The 25,729-nt window shown below is 59.3% G+C and carries 23 protein-coding genes; 8 read left to right on the forward strand and 15 right to left on the reverse strand.

Annotation, left to right across the window (positions count from 1 at the left end; all coding sequences use genetic code 11):
• Window positions 1-21 precede the first annotated feature (21 nt).
• The 12 genes from fliS to E3O56_RS21645 form a co-directional block, all read right to left on the reverse strand.
• Window positions 22-411, reverse strand: coding sequence for a flagellar export chaperone FliS (gene fliS, locus E3O56_RS21590; RefSeq protein ID WP_148852733.1), 390 nt, complete (start codon window positions 409-411; stop codon window positions 22-24).
• 128 nt (window positions 412-539) lie between these two features.
• Window positions 540-1,907 carry a flagellar filament capping protein FliD gene (gene fliD / locus E3O56_RS21595; RefSeq protein WP_248128970.1) on the reverse strand — a complete coding sequence of 456 codons (1,368 nt, stop codon included), beginning with the start codon at window positions 1,905-1,907 and terminating at the stop codon, window positions 540-542.
• 83 nt (window positions 1,908-1,990) lie between these two features.
• Window positions 1,991-2,338 (reverse strand): flagellar protein FlaG, encoded by a 348-nt coding sequence (locus E3O56_RS21600; protein ID WP_078821974.1) that lies wholly within the window; start codon window positions 2,336-2,338, stop codon window positions 1,991-1,993.
• 76 nt (window positions 2,339-2,414) lie between these two features.
• Window positions 2,415-4,139, reverse strand: coding sequence for a flagellin (locus tag E3O56_RS21605; RefSeq protein WP_005790094.1), 1,725 nt, complete (start codon window positions 4,137-4,139; stop codon window positions 2,415-2,417).
• A gap of 265 nt (window positions 4,140-4,404) precedes the next feature.
• Window positions 4,405-5,334 carry a ketoacyl-ACP synthase III gene (locus E3O56_RS21610; RefSeq protein ID WP_005790096.1) on the reverse strand — a complete coding sequence of 310 codons (930 nt, stop codon included), beginning with the start codon at window positions 5,332-5,334 and terminating at the stop codon, window positions 4,405-4,407.
• Window positions 5,335-5,610: 276 nt separating this feature from the next.
• Window positions 5,611-7,221: a flagellar hook-associated protein 3 gene (locus E3O56_RS21615; protein ID WP_078821976.1), complete on the reverse strand. Its 1,611-nt coding sequence runs from the start codon at window positions 7,219-7,221 to the stop codon at window positions 5,611-5,613.
• A 14-nt stretch (window positions 7,222-7,235) separates the two neighbouring features.
• Window positions 7,236-9,281: a flagellar hook-associated protein FlgK gene (gene flgK, locus E3O56_RS21620; RefSeq protein WP_005790099.1), complete on the reverse strand. Its 2,046-nt coding sequence runs from the start codon at window positions 9,279-9,281 to the stop codon at window positions 7,236-7,238.
• 10 nt (window positions 9,282-9,291) lie between these two features.
• Window positions 9,292-10,557: a flagellar assembly peptidoglycan hydrolase FlgJ gene (gene flgJ, locus E3O56_RS21625; RefSeq protein WP_103733680.1), complete on the reverse strand. Its 1,266-nt coding sequence runs from the start codon at window positions 10,555-10,557 to the stop codon at window positions 9,292-9,294.
• Window positions 10,558-10,561: 4 nt separating this feature from the next.
• On the reverse strand, window positions 10,562-11,650 hold the full coding sequence (locus E3O56_RS21630; RefSeq protein ID WP_164699565.1) for a flagellar basal body P-ring protein FlgI: 1,089 nt from the start codon (window positions 11,648-11,650) through the stop codon (window positions 10,562-10,564).
• A 27-nt stretch (window positions 11,651-11,677) separates the two neighbouring features.
• Window positions 11,678-12,373, reverse strand: coding sequence for a flagellar basal body L-ring protein FlgH (gene flgH / locus E3O56_RS21635; RefSeq protein ID WP_005790104.1), 696 nt, complete (start codon window positions 12,371-12,373; stop codon window positions 11,678-11,680).
• A 53-nt stretch (window positions 12,374-12,426) separates the two neighbouring features.
• A complete protein-coding gene (gene flgG / locus E3O56_RS21640; RefSeq protein ID WP_005790105.1) occupies window positions 12,427-13,212 on the reverse strand; it encodes a flagellar basal-body rod protein FlgG in 786 nt (261 codons plus the stop codon).
• A 62-nt stretch (window positions 13,213-13,274) separates the two neighbouring features.
• Window positions 13,275-14,015 (reverse strand): flagellar basal body rod protein FlgF, encoded by a 741-nt coding sequence (locus E3O56_RS21645; RefSeq protein WP_032880052.1) that lies wholly within the window; start codon window positions 14,013-14,015, stop codon window positions 13,275-13,277.
• 587 nt (window positions 14,016-14,602) lie between these two features.
• Between E3O56_RS21645 and E3O56_RS21650 the strand changes: the two genes are divergently transcribed.
• Window positions 14,603-15,580 carry a hypothetical protein gene (locus E3O56_RS21650; RefSeq protein WP_143508474.1) on the forward strand — a complete coding sequence of 326 codons (978 nt, stop codon included), beginning with the start codon at window positions 14,603-14,605 and terminating at the stop codon, window positions 15,578-15,580.
• Between the two features lie 66 nt (window positions 15,581-15,646).
• Here the strand turns inward: E3O56_RS21650 and E3O56_RS21655 are convergent, their stop codons facing one another.
• Window positions 15,647-17,200 (reverse strand): sigma-54-dependent phenylalanine hydroxylase transcriptional regulator PhhR, encoded by a 1,554-nt coding sequence (locus E3O56_RS21655; RefSeq protein ID WP_005790109.1) that lies wholly within the window; start codon window positions 17,198-17,200, stop codon window positions 15,647-15,649.
• A 257-nt stretch (window positions 17,201-17,457) separates the two neighbouring features.
• On the opposite strand from E3O56_RS21655, the gene phhA reads away from it, so the two are divergent.
• From phhA to E3O56_RS21670, 3 genes are all read left to right on the forward strand, one after another.
• Window positions 17,458-18,249, forward strand: coding sequence for a phenylalanine 4-monooxygenase (phhA, locus tag E3O56_RS21660; protein WP_043049667.1), 792 nt, complete (start codon window positions 17,458-17,460; stop codon window positions 18,247-18,249).
• Window positions 18,250-18,347: 98 nt separating this feature from the next.
• Window positions 18,348-18,704 (forward strand): 4a-hydroxytetrahydrobiopterin dehydratase, encoded by a 357-nt coding sequence (locus tag E3O56_RS21665; protein ID WP_005790113.1) that lies wholly within the window; start codon window positions 18,348-18,350, stop codon window positions 18,702-18,704.
• A complete protein-coding gene (locus E3O56_RS21670; RefSeq protein WP_078821979.1) occupies window positions 18,704-19,897 on the forward strand; it encodes an amino acid aminotransferase in 1,194 nt (397 codons plus the stop codon). The genes E3O56_RS21665 and E3O56_RS21670 overlap by 1 nt, the downstream gene beginning before the upstream one ends.
• Window positions 19,898-19,963: 66 nt before the next feature.
• Here the strand turns inward: E3O56_RS21670 and E3O56_RS21675 are convergent, their stop codons facing one another.
• Window positions 19,964-20,773 (reverse strand): UDP-2,3-diacylglucosamine diphosphatase, encoded by an 810-nt coding sequence (locus E3O56_RS21675; protein ID WP_228308799.1) that lies wholly within the window; start codon window positions 20,771-20,773, stop codon window positions 19,964-19,966.
• A 137-nt stretch (window positions 20,774-20,910) separates the two neighbouring features.
• Here E3O56_RS21675 and E3O56_RS21680 point away from each other — a divergent pair, with 137 nt between their 5' ends.
• The 3 genes from E3O56_RS21680 to E3O56_RS21690 all read left to right on the forward strand — a co-directional run bounded on the left by E3O56_RS21680 (window position 20,911) and on the right by E3O56_RS21690 (window position 23,056).
• The gene (locus E3O56_RS21680) at window positions 20,911-21,660 is read left to right on the forward strand and encodes an AraC family transcriptional regulator (protein ID WP_032880047.1); all 750 of its coding nucleotides are present in this window, start codon (window positions 20,911-20,913) and stop codon (window positions 21,658-21,660) included.
• Window positions 21,661-21,759: 99 nt separating this feature from the next.
• Window positions 21,760-22,644 carry a DMT family transporter gene (locus E3O56_RS21685; protein ID WP_032880046.1) on the forward strand — a complete coding sequence of 295 codons (885 nt, stop codon included), beginning with the start codon at window positions 21,760-21,762 and terminating at the stop codon, window positions 22,642-22,644.
• A gap of 130 nt (window positions 22,645-22,774) precedes the next feature.
• Window positions 22,775-23,056 (forward strand): hypothetical protein, encoded by a 282-nt coding sequence (locus tag E3O56_RS21690; RefSeq protein ID WP_003193002.1) that lies wholly within the window; start codon window positions 22,775-22,777, stop codon window positions 23,054-23,056.
• Between the two features lie 34 nt (window positions 23,057-23,090).
• Here the strand turns inward: E3O56_RS21690 and E3O56_RS21695 are convergent, their stop codons facing one another.
• Window positions 23,091-23,378 carry a SelT/SelW/SelH family protein gene (locus E3O56_RS21695; protein ID WP_043049661.1) on the reverse strand — a complete coding sequence of 96 codons (288 nt, stop codon included), beginning with the start codon at window positions 23,376-23,378 and terminating at the stop codon, window positions 23,091-23,093.
• Window positions 23,379-23,462: 84 nt separating this feature from the next.
• Between E3O56_RS21695 and E3O56_RS21700 the strand changes: the two genes are divergently transcribed.
• Entirely contained in the window at window positions 23,463-25,652 is a 2,190-nt protein-coding gene (locus E3O56_RS21700; RefSeq protein ID WP_005790125.1) for a patatin-like phospholipase family protein, read from the forward strand.
• Window positions 25,653-25,729 lie beyond the last annotated feature (77 nt).

The following is a 25,729-nucleotide window of genomic DNA, read 5'->3' on the forward strand; positions in this document are numbered from 1 at the left end:
TGTCCCTCAAGGCGATCGGCCTCATTGTGGAGCGATGGCATCCCAGCCGGTCTTGACGGTGATCAGCAAGCGCGCAACTTCGTCGATCATCTCGGCGTCATTGACTTGGTTGGCCTCGACCAGACGATTACCCATGTAGTTGTACAAGGCATCCAGACGCTGGATCGCTGCCGGATCTTCGGCCTTCTCCGGCTCCAGGCCATCGCGCAAGCCAGAAATGATTTCGATCGCCTTGCCCAGCATCAGTCCTTTTTGCGCGACGTCACCGCGACTCAACGCCCCCTTGGCCTGTGCCAATCGGTCGAGGCCACCCTCCATCAACATCTGCACCAGGCGGTGCGGGCTGGCTTCGGAGACCTGCGCATGGGCGTTGACCTTCTGGTACTGACGAAGGGCTCTCATTGGGTTCATGTTGCTACCTCGTAACTGGCGACAATCGAATCGGTTTGCTTAACCAGTTTTTCGACCGTGGCGACGAAAACTTTAATCCCCAACCATACGCCAAGGCCCTGAATCAGGGCCTGAAAGCGCGCCGCCCATCAGTTCGATTTCGGATTGTTCAGCGAGTTGAGGGTAGTCAGGATGCTGGAGCTGCTGGCGTTGATCTGCGCGATCATGGTGTCCATGGCCGTGTACTTGGCGGTCAGGGATTTTTGCAAGGCGTCCATACGTCGTGTCAGGTCGGCCGTCTCTTTGGTCAAGTCGGTCAACTTGTTGTTGAGATCCGTCGCCCGGGTTGCCAGGGTGCCGGTGGTGCCCACGTAGCTCTTCGTCGCCTTGTTCATGCGCGTGATCAAACCAGTGTCGCCGGTGAACAGCTTGGCAATATCGCCAGCGCCTTTGACTACCGCCTTGTCCCACGTCTTGTCATCCAGGCTCAGCAGGCCGGTTTTCTGATCGGTGGTGATACCCATCTGGGCCAGGCTGGTCATGGTGCCCGCGCCGGAGCCGTTGACCAGTTCGGAGCGTAGGCTGTTCACCAATTGACGCATTGATGCATCGCCGGTCAACGCACCGGCAGTGGTAGTCGACGCGTCACCGGTTGCAGTAACTTTGGTCTGGGTATTGATGGAGGTCATCAGCGTGTTGTACGCACTGACGAAGGACTGTACCGAGGTTTTCAACGTGTCAGTGTTACTGGCCACGGTAATGGTCGTCGGTTTTTTCACATCAATGGTGTCCAACAGCTCCAACGTGACGCCACTGATCGCCGACGTGATTTTGTTGCTGCTGGATGACATTGCAATGCCGTCGATGGAGTACTTGGCGTTGGTCGGCGGCGTGCCTTTGTCATACCCGCTGGCCAGTTGCGAATCACCGCTGAGGGTGATGTCGGTGCCTTCGCCCATATTGGTCGAGGTCAGTACCAGTCGCGCACCATTGGAGTCGCTCAATACGTTGGCACTGATACCCTGCGACGAGAGCTGGGTATTGATTGACTCTCGCACCTGTTGCAGGGTCGCGCCACCTGGAATCACCACATCGAAGCTTTTACCCGACTGGTTGATGGTCAGCGTCTGGTCTTCGTCTGTAGTGTTGGCCTTGCCCGAGGCACCCTCAGCATTCACCGCAGTGGTAACTTTTGAAGCGGTTGCCAGGTTATCGACTTGCAACACGTACTTGCCACTGGATGCTCCGTCACCCAACGTCACCTTGGCGTTTTTCTCTTCCGAAGAACTTGCCGCCAGCCCATTGAACGCGGAGGGGTTATTCAACTTGGTGATCGCCGCCTGATAGGCCTCCAACGCCGTCTTGATCGAACCAACTGCCGACAACTGGACGGTGGCAGTTTTCTGCTCGTTGGTGATCTGCTGTTGTTTAGGCGCTTGTTCAGCCCCCACCAACGCCTTGACGATAGCTTGCGTGTCGTAGCCCGAACCAGGGCCGGAAATCGTTGAACTAGCCATTTTTCATTCTCCTTGTCCTGCGGCGGCCGTTTTTTTGGCGCTTAAACGCCTAGACCGCAATCAGAAACATGTTTCGTGCCAACTCAAGCCTTGCTATCAAACAACAGGCTGCCGGCATCGCTCAGGTTCTGCGCCAGTTTCAGCGCGGTCTCCGATGGAATCTGTCGAATCACTTCACCACTGTCGGTGGCGATCACCTTGACCACTACCTTGCCGGTAGAGTCATCGATGGAAAAATCCAGGTTGCGCTGTGAAGCCTGCACAAACTCACGCATATCGGTAACAGCCTTCTCCAGCGCCACGCGCTGAGGCTCTTCACTCTTGATCGGCTCATTGCTGGCCACAGGCTTGGCCTGGGTCACCACTGCGCCAAGGTTGGCCGAAGCCGTGGCTGCGGGGTAAGACGAGGTCAGCTTGATGCTCATGTCCATGTCACCACCTCCAAACTGAAAAAACGGAAGGGCACGTCGTTAAACGCACCCTCCCGTTATTTAACCGCTAGCGCTATTACTGAAGCAGCTTCAGTACAGCGGATGGCAGTTGGTTGGCCTGGGACAGGATCGCAGTGGAAGCCTGTTGCAGGGTTTGTTGCTTGGTCAGCTCAGCGGCTTCAGAAGCGAAGTCAGCGTCTTCTACGCGGCCTTTGGCAGCGGAGGAGTTCTGCGAAATGCTCTGCAGGTTGGCCACGGTGCTGGTGAAGCGGTTTTGTACGGCACCCAGCTGCGAACGCTGGCTGTCGATCTGCTGCATGGCATCGTCCAGAGCCTGGGTAGCCTGTTGCGAAGCAGCGGCAGTCAGGATGTTCAGGTCGGAAACGCTGGTTTCCATGGTGACGGCGGTTTTGGTGCCGGCCGCTGCAACAGCGGTCAGACCCAGTGCAGCCAGGCCAGTACCGGCGCTACCATCCTTGATGGTGATGTCTTTGTCAGCGAACAGGTTCAGGGTGCCGTCAGCGTTTTTGCTGGCTTGAACACCGGTGCTGGCGCTGTTGATCGAAGAAACGATCGCGTCAGCGGTGTCACCCTTCTTGAACTTGACTTCAACACCGTTCACATCGATGGAGGTGTCAGCGGTCAGTTTGGCTTGGGAAGTACCAGCGGAAAGACCCAATTGCGACAGCGAACCCGCAGAGGTGTTGGACAGCTTGATGTCCTGGCCACCACCGGAGGTCACTTTGACACGACCATCAACCAATGTAGCGGTTGCACCAGCACCCGCAGCAGCAGCGATGTCAGTCAGCACGTCAGCCATTGTATCAGTGGCAGTCCAGGCTACAGCAGTGCCGTTAACCGAGATACCGCCAGTCAAACCCATTGCGGTGGTGCCGGTAGGGGTACTGTTGGTAGCTGGAGTAGCACCTGCAGTCAGACCGAGTTTGGCCAGGCCCGCTGTTGCGCCGCCGGTAGCGGAAGCGCCCAGGGTAATAGCACTTTTCGAGGTCAGAGTAACGACACCGGCAGCATCAGCGCTAGCAGTAACACCAGTGGTAGCTGTTTGAGCGTTGATAGCAGTAACGGCAGCAGTACCGGCTGCTGCACCAGCAGCGGCAACACCCAGAGTAATTTCAGTACCGTTAATGGTGAACGCGTCAGTTGCAACAGTTGCCAGTGCTGCGGCACCACCGGTTACAGTGGCTTTAGTACCGCCCAACACGGAGCCGGTCGAAGTAGCAGCCAGACCAGTCATCGCGGTGCCATTTACAGCAGCCTCTTTGTAGTTACCCTTCAGCGCAGTCGAGCTGATGTCGGTCATACCGAACGAGATAGTCTCGTTGGCGTTGGCGCCGATCTGGAAGGCTACGTTGCTGAACGAGCCGTCGAGCAGGTTACGACCACCGAAGGTGGTGGTGCTGGCGATACGGTTCAGCTCGCCCACTTTAGCGGTGAATTCCTGCTGCAGGGAAACACGGTCAGCGTCGCTTTTGTCACCGTTGGACGCTTGCAGGGCGAGTTCACGCAGACGCTGCAGGGTGTTGGTGGATTCTTGCATCGCGCCTTCAGCGGTCTGGGCGATCGACACGCCGTTGTTGGCGTTGGCGATGGCAACGTTCAGGCCTTTGACCTGGTTGTTCAGACGGTTGGCGATCTGCATGCCGGCAGCGTCGTCTTTGGCGCTGTTGATTTTCAGGCCGGAGGACAGACGGTTCATCGACTGGCTCAGGGCGTCGGAAGCTTTGTTCAGGTTCTTCTGGACACCCAGGGAGGTGATGTTGGTGTTTACTGATAATGCCATGACGAAATCCTCGTGGTTTGGATACTGCGGCTTCCGGCCCTGGCGACCGCCGGGTGTGGCCTAGAGAACCTACGTAATAGTTATCGTCGTGGTAGCCGGTTGCTTGAGGATTTTTTTGATTTTTTTTAGTAGCCCTGTGCCAGCCCTTGTATTTCAAGGGCTTATGCAGGCACAGAAGCCCGGTTTCATTGGCTTTTCTGGCGCCAATAAAAAAACGCCGATGATCGTGGGATCATAGGCGTTTTTTTGTGCAGCGGCTAAAGCATCACGGACGATAGAGAATCGCCGAGCCCCACGACAGGCCCACACCAAACCCGCTGATTGCCACGCGCTTCCAGGTAGCGTCCATCACGTGCTTTTCCAGCAGCAGCGGGATGCTCGACGACACGGTGTTGCCGGTCTCGACCATGTCCTTGATGAACTTGTCCACCGGCGCCTCTTCAAAGCGACGCGCCACGGCATCGACGATGGCCGCACTGCCCTGGTGGATGCAGAACGCATCGATGTCATCGGCCTTGAGGTCCGACTCGGCGAGCAACTCGTGCAAGTGCGCAGGCACTTTCAGCAGTGCGAAATTGAATACCTGGCGGCCGTTCATGAAGAACACGCCGTCGCTGACTTTGAGGTGCGGCGCGCCGGAACCGTCGGTGCCGAACTTGGATTTGCCGAGCAACCACGGCGCATCTTCGCCCATCCAGGTGGCGGTGGCGGCATCGCCGAACAGCATGGTGGTGTTGCGGTCTTCCGGGTCGACGATCTTCGAATACGGGTCTGCAGTGATCAGCAGGCCGTTTTTCAGGCCGGCGGCTTCCATGAAGCCCTTCATCGCGTAGATGCCGTAGACGTAGCCGGAGCAGCCCAGGGAAATATCGAAGGCGGCAACGTGGGTAGGCAGGCCCAGTTTGTCCTGAACGATGGCGGCGGTATGAGGCAGGCCCTCTTCATCGCCGTTCTGGGTGACGACGATCAGCGCGTCGATGGACTCACGCTTCAATTCGGGGTTGTTGGCAAACAAGGCGTTGACTGCTTCGACGCACAGATCGGAAGTCTCCTGTGCAGCTTCCTTGCGCGGCAGGAACGCCGAGCCGATCTTGCCAATGATGAATTCTTCATCCTTGGCGAACTTGGCACCCTGGGCGTAGTTATCGATCCCGTCCGCCGGCACGTAACTGGCGATGCTTTTTATGCCAATCATTGTGGCTTCCCAATACTAAATAGCTGGAGAACACCCCTCGGGCTATGCCGGAAGTGCTGACAATAAAGGGGATAACCCCATAAAAATCCCGGTGAAAGCCGCCCGATGAAGGCCCTGTGACGACTTATCCTTTTCACACGATACAGTGAAGATGCGCTTTATGACTCACAGGTCACTCAATTTTGCGTGGTTTATGCAAAACGTTTCAACAATTGCGCCACGGAAACGACGACGGCCCAGCCTGTTTCCAGGCTGGGCCGTCGTGCACAGCGCCGATCACATCTTGTTGAACAGGCTCAACTGCGAGATTTTCACAAAGGCCAACTGCGAAGCCTGCAACATGGTCTGCTGCAAGCTCAGGTTGATGGCGGCCTCGGCGAAGTCGACATTGCCCAGGGCATTCATGGTGGTGGTATTGGCCAGGTCCAGGCTGACGTTTTCCTTGGACTGAATATCCAGGCCATTGAGGCGCGCACCCAGGGAACCGCGCGCCTGGTCGATCTGACTGTAGGCATTGGTCAGGTTGCCAATGGACTTGGCCACCACATCCTTGAGCTCCTTCTGCGCCGCCGGGTTGCCGTCTGACGGCGTTTCCAGGATTTTGCGCAAATGGCTCAAGGTGTCGAGGACATTCTCGTTCTTGTTGCTGGTGGCACTGATCGAAAACTGGTCGCCGGCTGCCGGCGCCGGTGCGGTGGTGACATCGAAGGTCACGCCCGCCGCCGTGATTGACGTTGCACCAGCTGCCAGGGTGCCACTGGCAATGGATTTACTGTCTGCGGTATACGGCTGCGCATACAGATCATAGGCACCGGCCGCGCCAAACTTGACGACGACACCCGAGTTGGGAAAGGTGCTGGCGTATGCCGCCGGATCGCTCACCGTGCCGCCGCTCAGTTGCGCAGTGGACGGATTGCTCGGGGTGCGTGAAACACTGAAGGTGTCCGGCTTGACCGACAAGCTGAACTCGCGATCCTTGACGATGGCGTCCGATGGCGCGCCGGGCAGTATGTCTTTGCCCAGTGCGTCCTTGCCCAGGTTCAAGCCGATGTCAAACTTGACCCCGCGCAGATTGATACTCGAACCGCCTTCCTTGGTGGCATCGAAAGTGCCGTTGCCCGGAATCTCCGAGGTGATGTCCTTGCCGGCATTGTCCGTTACGACATATTGGGTGCTGCTGGTGAAGGTCAGCTTGTACGGCTGGCCGTCGGAAAAACTGCTGTTATAGCTGGTGTTGGCCGCGATCAACCCGGCAGACACGGTGACCTTGCCATCATCGATCGCTGGCGGCACGAGGATCGGCGCCGTTTGCGTACGACCTGTATTCGCCGAGCTTTCCAGCATGCTCTTGGCGGTATTGCCCATGGCGACCGACAGGTTCTCAGCCACCTTCAGGCTCAACGGCGTGTCATCGCCCTGGTAGCTGTAGGTGCCGTCATTGTTGCGGGTGTAGGGAGGCGTGTCGGTCTTGCTCCCGGAGAACAGGTAATTACCGCTGGCGTCCTTGGTATTGAGCAGGCCCAGCACCTGATCTTCAATGGCGCCGATCTCGGCGGCAGTCGATTTGCGGTCAGCGTCGCTGATACCAACGTTACCCGCCTTCAACGCCAGCTCACTGGCCCGCTGAATCGCGATATTGATGTTTTCCAGCACGCCGTCCTGGGTGGTCAGCGAGTTCTTCAACGTGTCGATATTGCCGTTGAATTGCGCCAGCATATCTTTCTGCTGTTGCAGCATCAGCAACCGCGCCGCCGCTACCGGATCATCCGCGGCGGTTTGCACACGGACACCGGTGCTGGCCTGGTCCTGGGCCTTGACCACGCTGGAATAGTTGCTCTGGTACTTGGCAGAGCTGGTCTCGAAATACTGCTGTGTAGAAATACGCATCGTCCCAGCCTCCCTTAAAGAGCATTCATCAGTGTGGTGAAGGTTTCCTGCGCAGCCTTGATGATCTGCGACGACGCGGTGTAGTACTGCTGGAACTTGATCATGTCGCCGGCTTCGTCATCCAGGTTGACCCCGGACACCGAGTTGCGCGCATCTTTATTGGCGCTCAGCAACGCACCGGTGGCGGCGCTGTCGACCCCGGCCTGGCTGGCCTTGGCGCCGACAGTGGAGACCAGCTTGCTATTGGCCCCCACCAGGCTGGTGCCCCCGTTGCCCTCGCCCATGCCAACGGTGGCCTTGGTTTGCAGGTTCAGCAGTTCCTGGGCGTTTCGGCCATCGGATTTGCCGCCGCTGTTGAAGGCGAAGGTAGTGCTGTCGCCGTCTGCCGGGGAGCCATTGACGGTGGTGTCGAACTTGAAGCTCTTGCCGGGGATGGCTGCACCGCTGGCGTCGCGCATCGGTACGTCGACGGTGATCTTGTTGCCCTGCCCCGGGATGATTGAGCCAGTGCCAATCGGGTTGCCCTTGGAATCGCTGATCGTATACGACTGCGTGCCGTCAGCGGCGGGCTTGCCAAACACCATCTTCACCGGCATCGAGTTTTCAATACCGGCGCGCAACTGTGCGGTGTCGGTGCCGCCATGGATGTCCAGCGGCACCGTCAACGACGGCTGGGTAAATGTGCCTGTGCCGCTGTTGGTCTTGCTGCTGGTACCCGCCAGCGGGCCGGCAAACGCCAGCTTGTTGGCATCGGTGAGCGCTACACCCATACCGCTTGCGCCGGTGGCGGTCGGGCTGACTTTGAAGCTGTCGCCAAACGCCATGGCGCCCTTGCCGTCCAGCGCCAGGGTAAAGCCATCCATGGTCGGCGGCGGTGTGGAGCCCATGTCAAAGGTGCCCATTGCCTTGCCGTCCGAACGCAGTACCGTGACCTTGTTGGGGTCGGTCTTGTCGCTGAAGGTCACGGTGTAGTCAAACGTGGACAACTTACTGCTGTCCTTGATCGTCACATTCAGGTTGCCGGCCCCGGCACTGTTGCCCGAGGCGCCCTGGCTGCGCGAAGCAATGGCGGCGGCACTGTTGATGTCTTTGAACAGCGAAACGCCAAAGTCACCATTGAGGTCCAGGCCTTGGCCCAGTTGGTTATTGATGGTGTCTGCGGTTGCGATGGCGATACGGCCCAGGTCGTTGATAGCGGGCATCAAGGCATCACTGCGATAACGCAACAGGCCGCCGATGCTGCCGCCACTGATGACGCCGCCCAGGTCCATGGTGGTGCCGTTCATGTCCAGCTGAATGGTGTACTGGCTGTTATCGGTTTTGCTCGGCACTGCGGAAATCGTATTGGAGATCCCGCCCTCCACCAGGGACTGGCCGCTGCCGGTGGTCACGCTGAACTGGCCGTTCTTCTCGGTGGCCGTTACGCCGATCAGCTCATTGAGCGAGCGTACCGCCTCGTTACGCGAGTCCAGCAGGTTGGCCGGTGCATTGCCAGACGCGCCTTGCACTTGGGAGATCTGCTTGTTGAGCGAGGCAATCGAGGCGGTCAATTGATTGACCTGCTCACTCATGCTGCTCAGTTGGTTGTTGATAGTCTCTTTCTGCTGGGTCAACTGCGTCGAGATCGCGTTGAAACGGCTGCTCAGGGTCTGGGCGTTGGTCACCAGCAGTTGGCGGGCCGACAGGTCGCTGGGGTTGGACGCTGCAGTTTGCAGGGTAGCGAAGAACGAGCTGAGCACCGATGACAGACCGGTGGTCTTGTCCGACAGCACTTTGTCGACGGCGCCGACCTGATCCAGATACGCCTTGGCATCGTTGTTCAGGGCCGTGCTGTTCTGGTAGGCAGTGTCCAGGTACTCGTTGTACACCCGGCGCACGTCGGCCAGGGTGGTACCAGTGCCGATGAACACACCGCCGAACGGGTTCGACGCGTTGGTATTCTGCGTGGTCTGCTGACGCGAATACCCCGGGGTGTTCACGTTGGCGATGTTGTTACTCAAGACCGACAGCGATCCTTGAGCGGCGTTGAGCCCTGACATCCCGATACTGAGCAAACTCATGGTTCAGACCTTATAAATGTGTGGTTGCGCCAGCGGCAGCGTAGTTCTGGTAACTGTTCATGGTTTTTGCGATCTGCGAAATCTTGCTGGCGTAATCCGGGTCGGTTGCATAACCGGCTTTTTGCAACTCGCGTACAAACTGTTCCGGGTTGTCGGCTGATTTCACAACTTCTTTATAGCGATCATGGCTTTGCAGCAAGGTCACGAGGTCGTGGAAGCTGTCCTGGTAGGAGCTGTAGGAACGGAACTGCGCCGTTTCCTTGACCATCGCCCCATCGCGAAACTCGCTGGTGATCGCACGGGCCTGGCCGCCCTGCCAACTCTGGCCGGCCTTGATGCCGAACAGGTTGTGGCTGCTGCTGCCGTCTTCGGCACGCATGACCGATTTGCCCCAACCGGTTTCCAGCGCTGCCTGGGCCACCAGGTACTTGGGATCGATGCCAATCCGTGCGGCGGCGGCCTTGGCCATCGGCAGCATGGTGGCAACGAATTCGTCCTGGGAGCTGAAGGCTTTCTTCGCCGGTGCCAGCGGTGGCTGGGCAATGGCGCGGCCATACACCTGCATGCGCCCGCTCGGTATGGCAAAGGTGCGCGCACTGCTGTTGATGACGTTGTCATCGGCGGCACTGTTGCGCAGCGGCGCGGCCTTGGCCTCGACCTGGGTACTGGGCACGATGCCGGCAAGCAAACGGTCAGTCAGCTTGCTGGGCAAGGCGATACGGCGCTGGTTCATCAGCTCCATGTCGTTGCTGTGAGACGCAACGGCCCCGGCCTGCGGCTCGGCCACGCGATAGGCCCACAATGGACGCTGCCCATTGGAGCGCCCCAACGGGCCCTCAGCCTGGGTACCGGCAGCAATCTCGGTCGGCACATCGACTTTCCTCACCGGCCCATCCGCTGCCGGGCCTTGCAAGGTGGCGGCCTGGGCCTCCACCGGTTTGTTCTTTTGCATCTGGCGCATCAGCACGTCGGCCAGGCCGATACCACCGCCCTCGCGGGACATCGACACCGCCAGTTGCTGGTCGTACATTTCCTGGTACTGCTTGGCCGCCGGGGTGTTCAACGGGTTGTCCTTGCCCAGGGCATCGGTGGCCGAGCGCATGGACTTGAGCATCTCGTTCAAGAACAGCGATTCGAATTCCTGCGCCACCTTGCGCATGTTGCCTTCGCTGTTCTTGTCATCACCGACCTTCAGCTGGTTAAGCCGATTCAGGTCGGAGTAAGACCCCGAGTCCGCCGTGCTGCTGATGCCGCTCTTGCGCATATCCATGGCCATGGCCTCAGATCACGATCAGGTCGGCTTGCAAGGCGCCGGCCTGTTTCAAAGCTTCGAGGATGGCCATCAAGTCGCCGGGCGCTGCGCCCACCTGGTTCACCGCACGGACAATCTCGTCCAGGGTGGTGCCGGGGCCGAACTTGAACATCGGCTTGGCTTCTTGCTGGGCATTGACCCGCGAGCGCGGGACCACGGCGGTCTGGCCGTTGGACAGCGGGCCCGGCTGGCTGACGATCGGGTCTTCGGTGATGGTCACCGTCAGGCTGCCGTGGGTCACCGCTGCCGGCGAGACCTTGACGTTCTGACCGATCACGATAGTGCCGGTACGCGAGTTGATGATGACTTTTGCCACCGCCTGGCCAGGGTCGACCTCCAGGTTTTCCAGGATCGACAGGTAGTCCACACGCTGGCTGGGGTCCAGTGGTGCGGTGACGCGAATCGAACCGCCGTCGATGGCCTGGGCCACACCTGGGCCGAGCATGTCGTTGATCTTGTCGACCACGCGCTTGGCAGTGGTGAAGTCGGAGCGATTGAGGTTCAGGGTCAGGCTGTTGCCCTGGTTGAAACCGCTCGGCACGGTGCGTTCAACCGTCGCGCCACCGGGAATGCGCCCGGCCGACGGTACGTTGACAGTGATCTTCGAACCATCGCGGCCTTCAGCGTCAAACCCGCCGACCACCAGGTTGCCCTGAGCAATGGCGTAGACGTTGCCGTCGATACCTTTGAGCGGCGTCATCAGCAAGGTGCCGCCACGCAGGCTTTTGGAGTTGCCCATGGACGAAACGGTAATGTCCACCACCTGGCCCGGCTTGGCGAATGGCGGCAAATCGGCACTGATCGACACCGCGGCAACGTTCTTCAATTGCACGTTGCCCGAGCCTGGCGGCACCTTGATACCGAACTGGGACAGCATGTTGTTGAAGGTCTGCAGGGTGAACGGCGTCTGGGTGGTCTGGTCACCCGTGCCATTGAGCCCCACCACCAGGCCATAGCCGATCAACTGGTTGGAGCGCACGCCGGAAATACTGGCGATATCTTTGAGCCGCTCGGCCTGGGCCACAGTGCTCAAGGCCAGCAAGAGCGCCGTCGCCATCAGCTGTTTGAAATTCAAAATGGCCACCTAGAAAGGGAACAGCGGGCTAAGGAAGAAACGATCAAACCAGCCCGGCTGGCTTGCATCAGCAAACGAACCCGTCCCCGAGTAGGTGATGCGCGCATCGGCAATGCGCGTCGACGGCACGGTATTGTCGGTGGAAATATCATCGGCACGGACCATCCCGGCAATGCGCACCAGCTCGTCGCCGGTGTTGAGGGTCATCCACTTTTCACCGCGTATGGCGATGATGCCGTTGGGCAATACGTCGGCCACGGTCACGGTGATCGAACCGGTCAGGCTGTTGCCCTGCCCCGCCGCACTCTTGCCGTTGGTGGCACGGTCGCCGCTGTAGCCGGCGTCCAGGCTCAGGTCACCACCGCCCAGCGGGTTGTTGGTGTTCAGGCCACCGCCGAACAGCGACGTCAGGCCGATGCTGGTCTTGCTGTTCTTGCCGATCTGCGAGTTGGCGTTCTTGCTGGCCTGGGTCTTCTCGTTGAGGGTGATGGTGATGATGTCACCGACCCGGAAGGCCTTGCGGTCGCTGTACAGGTTCTGTTCGAAACCAGCCTGGTAGATCGAGCCGTTATTGGCCGCCGCCGGCAGCGGCGTGCGTGGCAACACCGGCGCGTAGTACGGGTCATTGGGCTTTGGCGTTGGGGCAACACAGCCCGCGAGCACGGCGATCCCACTCAATGCCAAAACGGAAACATAGCGATTCATGACCCTTACCTCATGGTGTTGCAGGCGCCGTCAAGAGCGACCCATAAACGTGATTACAGATTCTGCGTGACGAACGAGAGCATCTGGTCGGCGGTGGAAATCACCTTGGAGTTCATCTCGTAGGCGCGCTGGGTGGTGATCATGTTGACCATCTCCTCAACGGTGCTGACGTTGGAGGTTTCCAGGGTGCTTTGCAGCGTGGTGCCAAACCCGTTCAGGCCCGGGGTGCCGATTTGCGGCGCGCCGCTGGAGGCAGTTTCCAGGAACAGGTTATTGCCCATCGCTTGCAAGCCGGCCGGGTTGATGAAGTCGGCGGTTTGCAGGTTGCCGATCACTTGCGACGCCGGGTTGCCGGCCACAGTGATAGACACGGTGCCGTCGTTGCCCACGGTAAAGGTCTTGGCATCCGCCGGAACCACCACGGCCGGTTCCAGGGCGAAACCGTTGGCGGTGACGATCTGGCCGTTGGAGTCCAGGTGGAAAGTACCGTCGCGGGTGTAGGAGGTAGTCCCATCCGGTTGCAGGATCTGGAAGAAGCCACGGCCATTGATGGCCATGTCCAGCGGCTGGCCGGTTTGCTGCAGGTTACCGGCGCTGAAGTTTTTCTGGGTGCCGACGATCTGCACACCAGTACCCAATTGCAGGCCCGACGGCAATTCGCTGTCCTGGGTCGATTGGGCACCTGGCTGCTTCTTGATCTGATAGAGCAGGTCCTGGAACTCGGCGCGATCACGTTTGAAGCCCGTGGTCGACACGTTCGCCAGGTTGTTGGAAATGGTCGTCAGGTTGGTGTCCTGGGCGGACAGGCCTGTCTTGGCAACCCATAGAGCCGGAAGCATGCTGTTCTCCTTCGTGCGCCGGGTGGTGGGCGCTACGTTGCAAATTAGTTAATGGGCTTGAATCAGCTCATCTGCATGACGCGCGTCATGGCCTGGTCGTCTTCTTTAGCGCTGTTCATCATCTTGATGTGCAGCTCGAACTGCTTGGAAAGCGCCAGCACCGCGGTCATTTCTTCCACGGCATTGACGTTGCTCGCCTGCAGGAAGCCCGAAGTCAGCTTGACGTTCGCATCGGCCTGGGCTGGCTGGCCATCCTTGGTGTGGATGGTGCCGTCCAGGCCTTTGGTCATGTTCTTGAGGTCGGGCTGGACCATCTTGATCCGGTCCACTTCCGCCATCACCCGCGGGCCTTCGCCCATGGCGCGGATGCTGATGGTGCCGTCGGCACCGACTTCGATTTTCTGCTGGGGCGGCACGGCAATCGGGCCACCGTTACCCATGATCGGCATACCATTGCCGGCACGCAGCACCCCCAGCGCATCCACGTTCATGCTCGCGCTGCGTACGTAGGCTTCGCCGCCATCGGGGGTTTGCACGGCCATCCAGCCGTCGCCGCTGACGGCCACATCCAGGTCGCGACCGGTTTCGATCATCGCGCCCGGGGAGAAGTCAGTGGCCGGCCGCTCGGTCATGGCAAATGCCCGCGCCGGAAAGCTGTCACCGAACACCGGCATCGAACGCGCCTGCTCCAGGTCGCGCTGGAAACCGTTGGTGGAAATGTTCGCCAGGTTGTTGGCATGGGCCTTCTGCGCCAGTGCATTCTGGCTGGCGCCGGTCATTGCCACATAAAGGTACTTGTCCACGCTCTTTCCTCTTTCTGACGGACGCTTGCCGCCCACCGCTGTACTGAGGAGGCTTAAGCAATTTGCGAACCAACTTTAAAAAAAACGAAGGAGCCCCCTGAATACGGGGGGGTTGAGGGCTGGAGCGTCGAGCAGACCCACTCTCAAGAGTCGAAAAAACGGCGGACTTATGCCGCTTGCGGCAAGACCTGACGCCCGAAGCCCTCCCCATGCCTGAATTACGCCGGTGCGTCGCCATTTCAGCTTCCTGGGCCGCTCTTATCGAGGGAAATGTTGCGATGGGTTATTAATACACACGCGGTGACTACCAGACTTATTATTTCAAATTCACGTACAGCGAGTGAAACCCATCTTTATCAGGCGCTTGAGCATTTAGTTAATACATGTTTTTACGCTTGCTTTCTCGGACATCTCACAACACTTACACCAAATTAAAACGTCTCGACACACGCTTACAATTACTAAACAACGACAACTTGAACACACCCTACTGCCTGCGTAAATTCTGTCCATCGCAACATCACCACCCCGAGTATTTAAAGTTGCGTGTTTGCGACACACCTATCACTAACTACAGGATCAGTATCATGTCCACTATTTCACAAGTACCCACCCTGCCTTTCAGTGTTCCTTACTTTCCTACAAGAGCGGGTGGCAGACCGGACCATGATGTATACCGACCTAACTACCCATCGGCCGCGCCCCATTATCACGCGTGCACCCACGAGCACAGGGCCGATGTTTCAGACTATCGTCCTGACCGATACTTTCCAGAGATGCACCGTGCCAGGGACTATTACCCCGACCGACGCATCTCGGACATGCAACCAGACTGGGACTATCGCCCTGGCCGGGATTTGCCGCAAATGCGTCGCGACTGGGACTACCTTCCCGAGCGGCGCGTACCAGACATGCGCCGTGACTGGAACTACCCTACTGACAGGTATGCTGATCAGCGGCCAAGTTATCTTGTCTCTCCAAGGCTCGCAGACGAATTCGCACCAATAAATCAACATTGGAACCCAGCCGTAAAGGCGCTGGATAAACTTATCGACACACTGCCACAGGCCATGATCCGTATGGACATGGATATCACCACCAAGGATCTGCTTGGCGGCAAATATGGGCCACTCTCCCCCAGTATTACCAAGGAACTGGGGAAACTGGATGAACATAGGGACTACCGGATGGTGACTCAGTTTAACGGATACGCATTGACCTACCTCTGGGCACCCGTCGACGGTGGCAGGCCTGTATTTATTGAACAGCCAGAAAACGGCTATATGACGCCAACGAGCGGTACGGATTTATTAAAGCTGTTGAATTCGAATTCCGAAGCCCAACAATTCAAGGATTACGGCGTAACTGCCAAGGACCTGAAAAACGGCAAGTACGGAAAACTCTCTCCCGAGATTCAAAAAAGTTTGAGCAACTTGGAACATGACAAGAACTACAGCCTGATTGAGCTCTTTAAAATTGACAACGAAAACACAACGCTGGCCTGGAGGGACAAAAGTACAGGCAAGATTGAAGAAATAGGCCAGTACAACATTGTCTACGGCTGACACACTGGACAGTTGTCAGATCGGACACTGCGTTCACAAGACGCAGTGTCCAGCATCGCGATACCCTTACTTGATCACCTTATAGTCGCGCAACTTATTCGCAATGGTGGTGTGCGATACACCCAAGCGCTTACCCAGTTGCCGGCTGCTTGGGTGCTCGGCGTAAAGGCTTTCCAACACGGCCTTTTCGAACCGCCCCACGATATCCTCCAAACCGCCTTCCAACGAAAAATCCCCAAGCGGCTGACGCACGCCGTAATCCGGCAGACGAATATGCTCGACCTTGACCGTGCCGCCCTCACACAACGATACCGCCTGAAACAACACGTTTTCCAACTGCCGCACATTGCCTGGCCAGTGGTAGTGGCTAAGACGCTCCATGGCAGCGGGCGCCAACTTGGGCAGCGGGCAACCGATCTGCCGACTGGCTTGGTCAAGAAAATGCTCGACCAAGGGCGCCAGGCCGTCCAGGCATTCACGCAAGGGTGGAATGTGCAGCGACAGCACGTTCAGTCGGTGATAGAGATCCTGGCGAAACTCACCCCGGGCGCAGAGTTCCGACAAGTCCACCTGGGTCGCACAGATCACCCGCACATCCAGATACACCTCTTCATCACTGCCGACCCGACGGAAACACCCATCCTGCAAGAAGCGCAGCAACTTCACCTGCAATCTCGCGCTCATTTCACCAACGCCATCAAGAAACAAGGTACCGCCCGCCGTCAACTCCAGCAGCCCGAGCTTGCCCTCCGCTCGCGCCCCCTCAAAAGCACCGGGGCCGTAGCCGAATAGTTCAGTCTCAGCCATCGACTCGGGCAACCCCGCACAATTGAGGGCCATCAAAGGCGACTGCCCTCGCGGGCTGGCCAGGTGACACGCACGGGCCAGCAGTTCTTTGCCGGTGCCGGTTTCGCCTTCTATTAATAGCGGCGCATCCAGCGGTGCCATGCGCCGTGCTTCGCGGACCACCGCAGCCATCACTTTGGAGCTTTGAAAGATGCTGTCAAAGCCGCGCAGCTCTTGCTTGCGCACGTTGTAGATGCGCTCACCCACACGGTCAGCGCGATGCAAGGTCAGCACGGCACCGGCCATGGCCTCACTGTCGTCATGCTCACTGGATTGCAGTGGGGCGATATCCGCCAAAAACACGTCACCTTTGACCTTGACCCGCAAGCCGTTGATCCGCGATTTGCTGGCACGCACCAGTTCCGGCAAATCGAAGTCCTCGGCATAGCGCGACAGTGGAATACCCGGCACCTCATCCACCCGCACACCGAGTAACTGTGCCGCTGCACGATTGGCAGCGACGATAGAACCGCCCATGTCGATGGACAGCACCGGAAATTCCAGGGCGCCAAGCAGCGCATTGAGTTCCATATGCCGCCGCTCGCTCGGCATCAGCCCCACCCTTTTGACGCCGAATACGCCGGCAATCGCCTCGAACTGCGGGCGCAATGCCTGGAATTGCATGTTCACCAGGTTCGGGCAAAACAGGTAGATGGCATTGCCATGCTCACCGCCGACCTCGCCCTTGGCGACGTTGACGCCGTACTCCACCAACAGGTTGAGGATGTCCCGCAGGATGCCGATGCGGTTCTGGCAGTGCACTTTGATACGCATGGAAAGGCTCGAAAAGTAGGGAAGCACCGCGTCTTTTTGCCGCTGGGCGCAGATAGTCGTCAAGATTATGTGACAGCGCGTCACCTTTTCACAGCCCAAGACACAGATAAGGCCTACACCCGTAACGAATACTTTACGAAAACGGGTAGTTTTTCCTACGCACCCAGGCAAGACCGCGATGGAATCCGGCGCTGTTCGGGTTATCAATAGGTGCATCGCAGGACATAACAAGAACGAATGCCTAGCAGGAGAGCCGTATGAAGCAGACGCACTACGTGGCCCGCGAGCCCGATGCGCAAGGTTTTATCCATTACCCGCCAGAAGAACACGCGGTATGGAACACGCTGATCACTCGCCAACTCAAAGTGATCGAAGGCCGTGCCTGCCAGGAATACCTGGACGGCATCGACAAGCTCGGCCTGCCCTTGGATCGCATCCCCCAGTTGGGCGAAATCAACAAGGTGCTGGCCGAAACCACCGGCTGGCAAGTCGCGCGTGTACCCGCACTGATTCCCTTCCAGACCTTTTTTGAATTGCTCGCCAGCAAGCAATTTCCGGTGGCGACCTTTATTCGTACCCGTGAAGAACTGGACTACCTGCAAGAACCGGATATTTTCCACGAGATCTTTGGCCACTGCCCGCTGCTGACCAACCCCTGGTTCGCCGAATTCACCCACACCTACGGCAAGCTCGGCCTGGCGGCCACCAAGGAGCAACGGGTGTACCTGGCGCGCCTGTACTGGATGACCATCGAGTTCGGCCTGGTGGACACCCCCCAAGGGCGCCGCATCTACGGTGGCGGCATTCTGTCTTCGCCTAAAGAAAGCGTGTATTGCTTGTCGGATGAGCCCGAGCACCAAGCCTTCGATCCGCTGGAAGCGATGCGCACCCCTTATCGTATCGACATCCTGCAACCGCTGTACTTCGTATTGCCCGAACTCAAGCGCCTGTTCGACGTGGCGCAGGAAGACATCATGGGCATGGTCGAGCGCGGTATGGAATTGGGCTTGCACGCACCGAAATTCCCGCCAAAGCCCAAGGCTGCTTGAGCTGTGCCTTTTTAGGCCAGGTGAGTCTGTTCCCTGGCCGCGCGTTGCTTTAGGGTAACGCCACTGACCTTCAAACATTCGAATTCAGGACACCTCCCATGACCACCTTGAACCAAGCCCACTGCGAAGCCTGCCGCGCCGATGCCCCGCAAGTCAGCGATGAAGAACTGCCGGTGCTGCTCAAGCAGATCCCTGACTGGAACATCGAAGTGCGCGACGGCGTCATGCAGCTGGAAAAGGTCTTCCTGTTCAAGAACTTCAAGTTCGCCCTGGCCTTCACCAACGCCATGGGTGAAATCTCCGAAGCAGAAGGCCATCACCCTGGCCTGCTCACCGAATGGGGCAAAGTCACCGTGACTTGGTGGAGCCACTCCATCAAGGGCCTGCACCGCAACGACTTCATCATGGCTGCGCGCACCGACGAAGTGGCCAAGACTGCCGAGGGCCGCAAGTAATGCACTTCGATGCGATTGGCCGCGTGCCCGGTGACCCGATCCTCGGGCTGATGGACCTGTATGCCCAGGATGCCAACCCGAACAAGTTCGACCTGGGCGTGGGCGTGTATAAGGACGACCAGGGCCTGACGCCGATTCCCCACTCGGTGAAGCTGGCGGAACAGCGCCTGGTTGATACCCAGGTGACCAAGACCTACATCGGTGGCCATGGTGACGCGGCTTTCGGCACCCTGATCAGCGAACTGGTGCTCGGTGCCGATTCGGCCTTGTTGCGCGAACGCCGCGCCGGCGCCACCCAGACCCCAGGCGGTACCGGCGCCCTGCGCCTGAGCGCTGACTTTATCGCCCAGAGCCTGCCTGGCCGTGGCGTGTGGTTGAGCAACCCGACCTGGCCAATCCACGAAACCATCTTCGCCAAGGCTGGGCTTAAGGTCAGTCACTACCCTTACGTAGGCAGCGACAATCGCCTGGATGTGGCGGCGATGCTTGCGACCCTGTCCACGGTACCCAAGGGTGACGTGGTGCTGCTGCATGCCTGCTGCCATAACCCGACCGGCTTCGACCTGACCCAGGATGACTGGCGCCAGGTGTTGCAGATCGTGCGGGAACGCCAGTTGCTGCCGCTGATTGACTTTGCTTACCAGGGCTTTGGTGATGGCCTGGAGCAGGACGCGTGGGCGGTGCGCCTGTTTGCAGCCGAGTTGCCGGAAGTGCTGGTCACCAGTTCCTGCTCGAAGAACTTTGGTCTGTATCGCGACCGGGTCGGCGCACTGATCGTGTGTGCTGCGGATGCCGAAAAGCTCACCGATGTGCGCAGCCAACTGGCGAACATCGCCCGCAACCTGTGGTCGACGCCGCCGGATCATGGCGCTGCCGTGGTGGCGACCATCCTCGGTGATACCGAGCTGAAAAAACTGTGGAGCGAGGAAGTCGAGGCCATGCGCTCGCGTATCGCGCACTTGCGCTCCGGGTTGGTGGAAGCCTTGAAGCCCCATGGCTTGGCCGAGAAGTTTGCCCATATCGGCGCGCAGCGCGGGATGTTTTCCTATACCGGTTTGAGTGCCGAGCAGGTCAAGCAACTGCGCGAGGAGCACAGCGTGTATATGGTCAGTTCAGGCCGGGCCAACGTGGCCGGGGTGGATGCGACACGTTTGACGCTGCTGGCCCAAGCTATCGCCGACGTTTCCAACTGAAAACTGCGGGATCAAAAATGTGGGAGGGGGCACGCCCCCTCCCACATTTTTACCGAGGCGAGGCTTTTAGCCAGCGACCATTTCAGCCTTGAGCTGCGCCTCCCTGGCCTGGACGTCCGCCAACCGATACAACTCGATATGCCCATCCCAGTGCTCGATCAGCGCGGTGCACGATTCCACCCAATCCCCACAATTGAGGTAATCCACCTCGCCCACTTTGCGAATCTCGGCATGGTGGATATGCCCGCACACCACCCCATGCAGTTCGCGCCTGGTGACTTCGTGGGCAATCGCTTCTTCGAAATCGCTGATAAAGCTCACGGCGGTTTTCACCTTGTGTTTCAGGTACGCCGACAGCGACCAGTAGCCATAACCGTAGCGCGCGCGCCAATGGTTGAGCCAGCGGTTAAGCGTGAGGGTGAATTCGTAGGCCGAGTCGCCGAGGAACGCCAGCCAACGGTGATAACGGGTGATCACATCGAACTGGTCGCCATGGATCACCAATAGATGCCGACCGTCGGCGGTCACATGCACTGCCTCATCGACCAACTGGATATTGCCCAGGATCAGCTTGGAATAGCGTCGTAAAAATTCATCATGGTTGCCAGTGACGTAGATCACCTCGGTGCCGCGCTTGGCCATGGTCAGCAGTCGACGGATCACATTGGTGTGGGCCTGGGGCCAATACATGCCGCCACGCATTTTCCAACCATCGATAATATCGCCCACCAGGTAGACCTTGTCGGCGTGGTAGCCCTTGAGAAACTGCGACAAGTGCTCGGCCTGGCAATCCCGGGTGCCTAGATGCACGTCGGAAATCCACAGGGTTCGCACCCGTTGCTTGCGGCTGGGCTGGGTGAACTCGGCATGGGTCATGGGCATCCCTCGACGCTGTTTTCGCGAGCTTGCGCCTTGGCGATTAATAGCCCATGACAGCTGTGCGTCAGTCTGATGACAGCGCTCAATGCCCGCAAAGCGTTGTAGACTGGCGCCTTGCCGCCCTGGAGATTGCGATGAGCCCGAGCCTCACGCTACGCCACTACCTCGAAGCCCCCATCGCTCACAGCCATGATCATGCGCAGTTGGTGTTCGGCCTGTCCGGGCACCTGGAGCTGGAAGTCGATGGCCGTGGCAGCCAAGTGCGCGAGAGCAGTGTGATGGTGCTGCCCTTCTCCACTCACCATGCCTGTGGCAGCCGCGATGGCAGCCGCTGCCTGGTGCTGGATGTGCCGACCGAGCATTGGGTGGTGCAATCCCTGGGCGAGCATGCCGATGCCAGTCGCCGCTTGCTCGGGCAACCGGCGCGACTGACGCTGGATCCGCGGCAAAGCCAACTGGTGCAGTGGCTGGCGCACAGCCCGGTGGACGACCCGCTGATCGTCCAGCAAGGTGCGGTGCTGTTACTGGCCAGCCTCAATCATCCCCAGGCTAAATCGCAGCCTGGCCGGCGCCTGCCTTATGCAGCGTTCAATGCCCATATCCAGCGCCATGCTGCGCGCCCGTTGCAGGTGGCCGACCTGGCGCGCATCGCCGGGCTTTCCGTGGCGCGCCTGCATGCACGCTTCATGGCCGAATGCGGGCAAACGCCGATGGATTATCTTCGCAGTCGTCGCTTGCACATGGCGCTGGGGCTTTTGCGCGGCACACCGCTTGCCATTGGTGAGGTTGCCGAGCGCGTCGGCTACGCCTCGCAAAGCGCATTCAGTGCCGCCATGTTGCGCGAGTTTGGCGCCACGCCCAGCGCCCTGCGTCGGGCCGACTGACAAGAGCCCCACGCTAAAAATCGCGAGGCCGGCGACAGACGCCCGCAAACCATGCCTCTAGACTGCGAGGTTGTTACCCCCGTTGCTTCAAGGATCGCAATGACTCCCCGCTCAGCCCTTGGCGCCCTGCATATCGGCGCATTGATGTTTGGCCTCACCGGCGTATTCGGCAAGCTGGCGGCGGCCTCCCCTGCCATCATCGTGTTTGGTCGCGCCGCGTTTGCTGTGCTCGCCCTGGCGGTGTTTGCCCGCTTTGCCAGCAACGCGCCCTGGAAGACACTGGAGATGCGCGACTGGCGCCGCCTGCTGGTCAGCGGTGTGTTGCTGGCCGCGCATTGGGTGACGTTCTTTATTGCCGTCAAAGTCGCCGGCGTGGCCGTGGCGACCCTGGGGTTTACCGCCTTTCCGGCCTTTACCGTGATCCTTGAAGGGTTGATCTTCCGCGAGCGCATTCGCGCCAATGAAGTGCTGCTAGTGGCCCTGGTCACCGTTGGCCTGGTGCTGGTGACCCCGGATTTCAACCTCGCCAGCGAGGCCACCAGCGGCCTACTGTGGGGGATCGCCTCGGGGCTGTTGTTCTCGTTGTTATCGCTGAACAATCGCGCCAGCTCCGGGCGCATTCCTGCGGTACAGGCCGCGCTGTGCCAGAACGTGGTGGTCGCGGCCTGCCTGCTGCCGGTGGCCGCACCAGGGCTGGCGGATGTACGTGGGATTGACTGGCTGTGGATCGGGTTGCTGGGAGTGTTTTGTACTGGTCTTGCCCATAGCCTGTTTGTCGCCAGCCTTGCCGTGATCAAGGCGCGCACCGCCTCGGTGGTGTTTGCCATGGAACCTGTCTACGGCATCACCGTGGCCTGGCTGTTGTTTGCCGAAACCCCGACCTTACGCATGTTGCTGGGCGGCGCCTTGATCATCCTCGCCATCGTGCTTTCCGGCCTGATGGGCAGCGCCAGCCAGGCCAAACAACCGGCAACCACAGCCTGATCTATACTTTAAACGTCCGCAACAGTCTGTAGTCGTTCAACGGATAAAGACTCCTCGACGACAGCCATGGTGCTTTCTGAAGTTGCTGCAAGCGAGTGGTCACCCCTCAATGCGATGCAGGAGTTTCATCATGGAAATGCTCATCAGCTTGCTGGTCCAGATCATCAGCGGTGCCGTCGGTGGCAACATCGCCGGCATGACCAAACAGAGCCTGGGGACAGGGCTCAATACCTTTCTCGGCGGAGTCGGCGGCTTGGTGCTGGGCCAGATTGTCGCCGCACTCACGGGCACCACCAGCGGCGAAGCGCTGGATGTTGCCGCGATCGGCAGCAATATTGTCGGCGGTGGCGTCGGTGGGTTGGTATTGACGTGGGCCGTCGGTTTTATCAAACAAAAGCTCGCTGCCAAGTAGCGGTAGGGTCACCGCCCCTCTGTGGCGGTGACTTTCATTGCGTACGATCGTTATGGCCCAGATCGCGCTGCGGGTCGATCTGGTCGCGTACCCGCTGTTTTAGTACCTTGGCCTCGGGAAAGCCGCCGTCGGCTTTGCGTTCCCAGATCTGCACGCCATCACAGGTGATGCGAAAGGCGCCACCGGTGGCCGGCTCCAGCGCCACGCGCCCCAGGTCATCGGCAAATGTACTGAGCAACTCCTGGGCCAGCCACGCGGCGCGCAGCAACCACTGGCACTGGGTGCAATAAGTGATAACGATCTCGGGTTTGCTTGCAGACATAATTTAAGCGGCTCCTGACATGACGGGCCCAGCGAATCGAGTGGCTATAATAGCGGCCTTTATCGCCCAGCCTCGAGATTGATGATGCGCCGCCTGCTGTCTTGCCTGTTCCTGTGCCTAGTCCCCCTGCTTGCCGAAGCCTTGGAAGCGCCCCGCCCTAAAATCGGCCTGGTGTTGTCCGGTGGTGCCGCCCGTGGCCTGGCGCATATCGGTGTGCTCAAAGCCCTTGAGGAACAGGGCATCCATATTGATGCGATTGCCGGCACCAGCATGGGTGCGGTAATTGGCGGGCTGTACGCATCGGGCTACAAAATCGACGAACTGGAGAAGCTGGCGCTGGGCATCGACTGGCAACAGGCCCTGTCGGACGCCCCACCACGCGAAGACGTACCGTTTCGGCGCAAACAGGACGACCGGGATTTCCTGGTCAAGCAGAAACTCAGTTTCCGCGACGACGGCAGCCTCGGCCTGCCACTGGGTGTGATCCAGGGCCAGAACCTGGCGCTGCTGCTGGAAAGCATGTTTGCCCACAGCAGCAACACGCGTAACTTCGACAAGCTGCCGATCCCGTTCCGCGCAGTGGCCACCGACATTACCACCGGCGAAAAAGTCGTGTTCAGCAAGGGCCACCTGCCCCAGGTGATACGCGCCAGCATGTCGATCCCCGCCGTGTTCGCCCCGGTGGAACTGGACGGCCGCCTGCTGGTGGACGGCGGTATGACCGACAACATCCCGTTGGATGTGGCGCGGGAGATGGGCGTCGATATTGCCATCGTGGTCGACATCGGCACCCCGCTGCGCTCGCGCAAGCAATTGGCGACCGTGGTGGACGTGCTCAACCAGTCCATCACCCTGATGACCCGGCGCAATTCCGAGGAGCAACTCAAGGCTCTGAACCCCAAGGATGTGCTGATCCAACCGCCTCTGGCCGCCTATGGCGTGACCGACTTCGGCCGCGCCAAAGACATGATCGACGCCGGTTACCGCGCCACCCGCGCTCTCGATGTGCGCCTGGCGAACCTGCGTCCGGTCGAGCCCATCGACGCGCAACTGGTGGCTGCACGCACGCCGGGCGAGCGCACCCCGGTGATCACCGCTATCAAGGTGGAGAACGACTCCAAAGTCAGCGACGACGTGATCCGCTATTACATCCGTCAGGGGCTGGGAGAACCGCTGAACCTGGGGCGCCTGCAATCGGACATGGGCACACTGTACGGCCTGGATTACTTCGAGCAGGTGCAATACCGCGTGGTCAAAAAGGGCCAGGACAACACCCTGGTGATCAGCGCGCGGGGCAAGCGCAGCGGCACCGACTACCTGCGCCTGGGCTTGAACCTGTCGGATGACATGCGCGGCGACAGCGCTTTCAACCTTGGCGCCAGCTATCGAGTGAACGGCATCAACCGCCTCGGCGCGGAATGGCTGACTCGGGTGCAGATCGGTGATCGACAGGAGCTGTACAGCGAGTTCTACCAACCGATGGACACCGGGTCGCGCTACTTCGTCGCGCCTTACATCAGAGCCGAGGCGCAGAACGTTGAGCTGATCCTGGACAACGACCCCATCTCCGAATATCGCCTGGAACGCTATGGCTTTGGCTTGAACGTAGGACGCCAGATCGGCAACAGCGGCGAAATCCGCTTCGGCGTAGGTGAGGCGTGGGGCAAGGCGGACGTGCGTATCGGCGAGCGCGACCTGCCGAGCGTGAGTTTCAGCGAAGGGTTCTATGAGCTTAAATATTCCTTCGACTCCCTCGACAACGTCTACTTCCCGCACAGCGGCGAAGACATAGGCCTGGCCTTTCGCGAATTCGAACCCGGACTGGGTTCGGACCAGCGCTACCGTCAATGGGAGTTCAAACTGGACAAGGCCATGAGCCATGGCCCGGACACTCTGATACTCGGCGGTCGCTATGGACGCACGCTGGATAATTCCGATGTGGTGATCTCCAGCTTCCTGCTGGGTGGGGCGCGGCAATTGTCGGGCTTTCGCCAGGATGCGATTTCGGGCCAGAACGTCAGCCTGATGCGCGCGGTGTACTTCCGCCGGCTGACCCCACGCTCGTACCTGCCACTGGACTTCCCGTTGTACCTGGGTGCCTCACTGGAACGGGGCCGGGCGTGGAACAACGACAACGAATTCGACAGCGGGTATATCAATGCCGCGAGTATTTTCCTGGGGTTTGATACGCCACTGGGGCCGCTGAATTTCAGCTATGGGTTCAATGATGATAATCAGAAGGCGGTGTACCTGAACCTGGGGCAGACCTTCTGACACAGCACAGAACTAATGTGGGAGGGGGCTTGCTCCCGATGGCGGGGTATCAGTCAACAATTCTGTAGCTGGCCCAC

The sequence above is a fragment of the Pseudomonas sp. W2Aug9 genome (assembly GCF_023127755.1).
Taxonomy (GTDB): Bacteria; Pseudomonadota; Gammaproteobacteria; order Pseudomonadales; family Pseudomonadaceae; genus Aquipseudomonas; species Aquipseudomonas synxantha_A.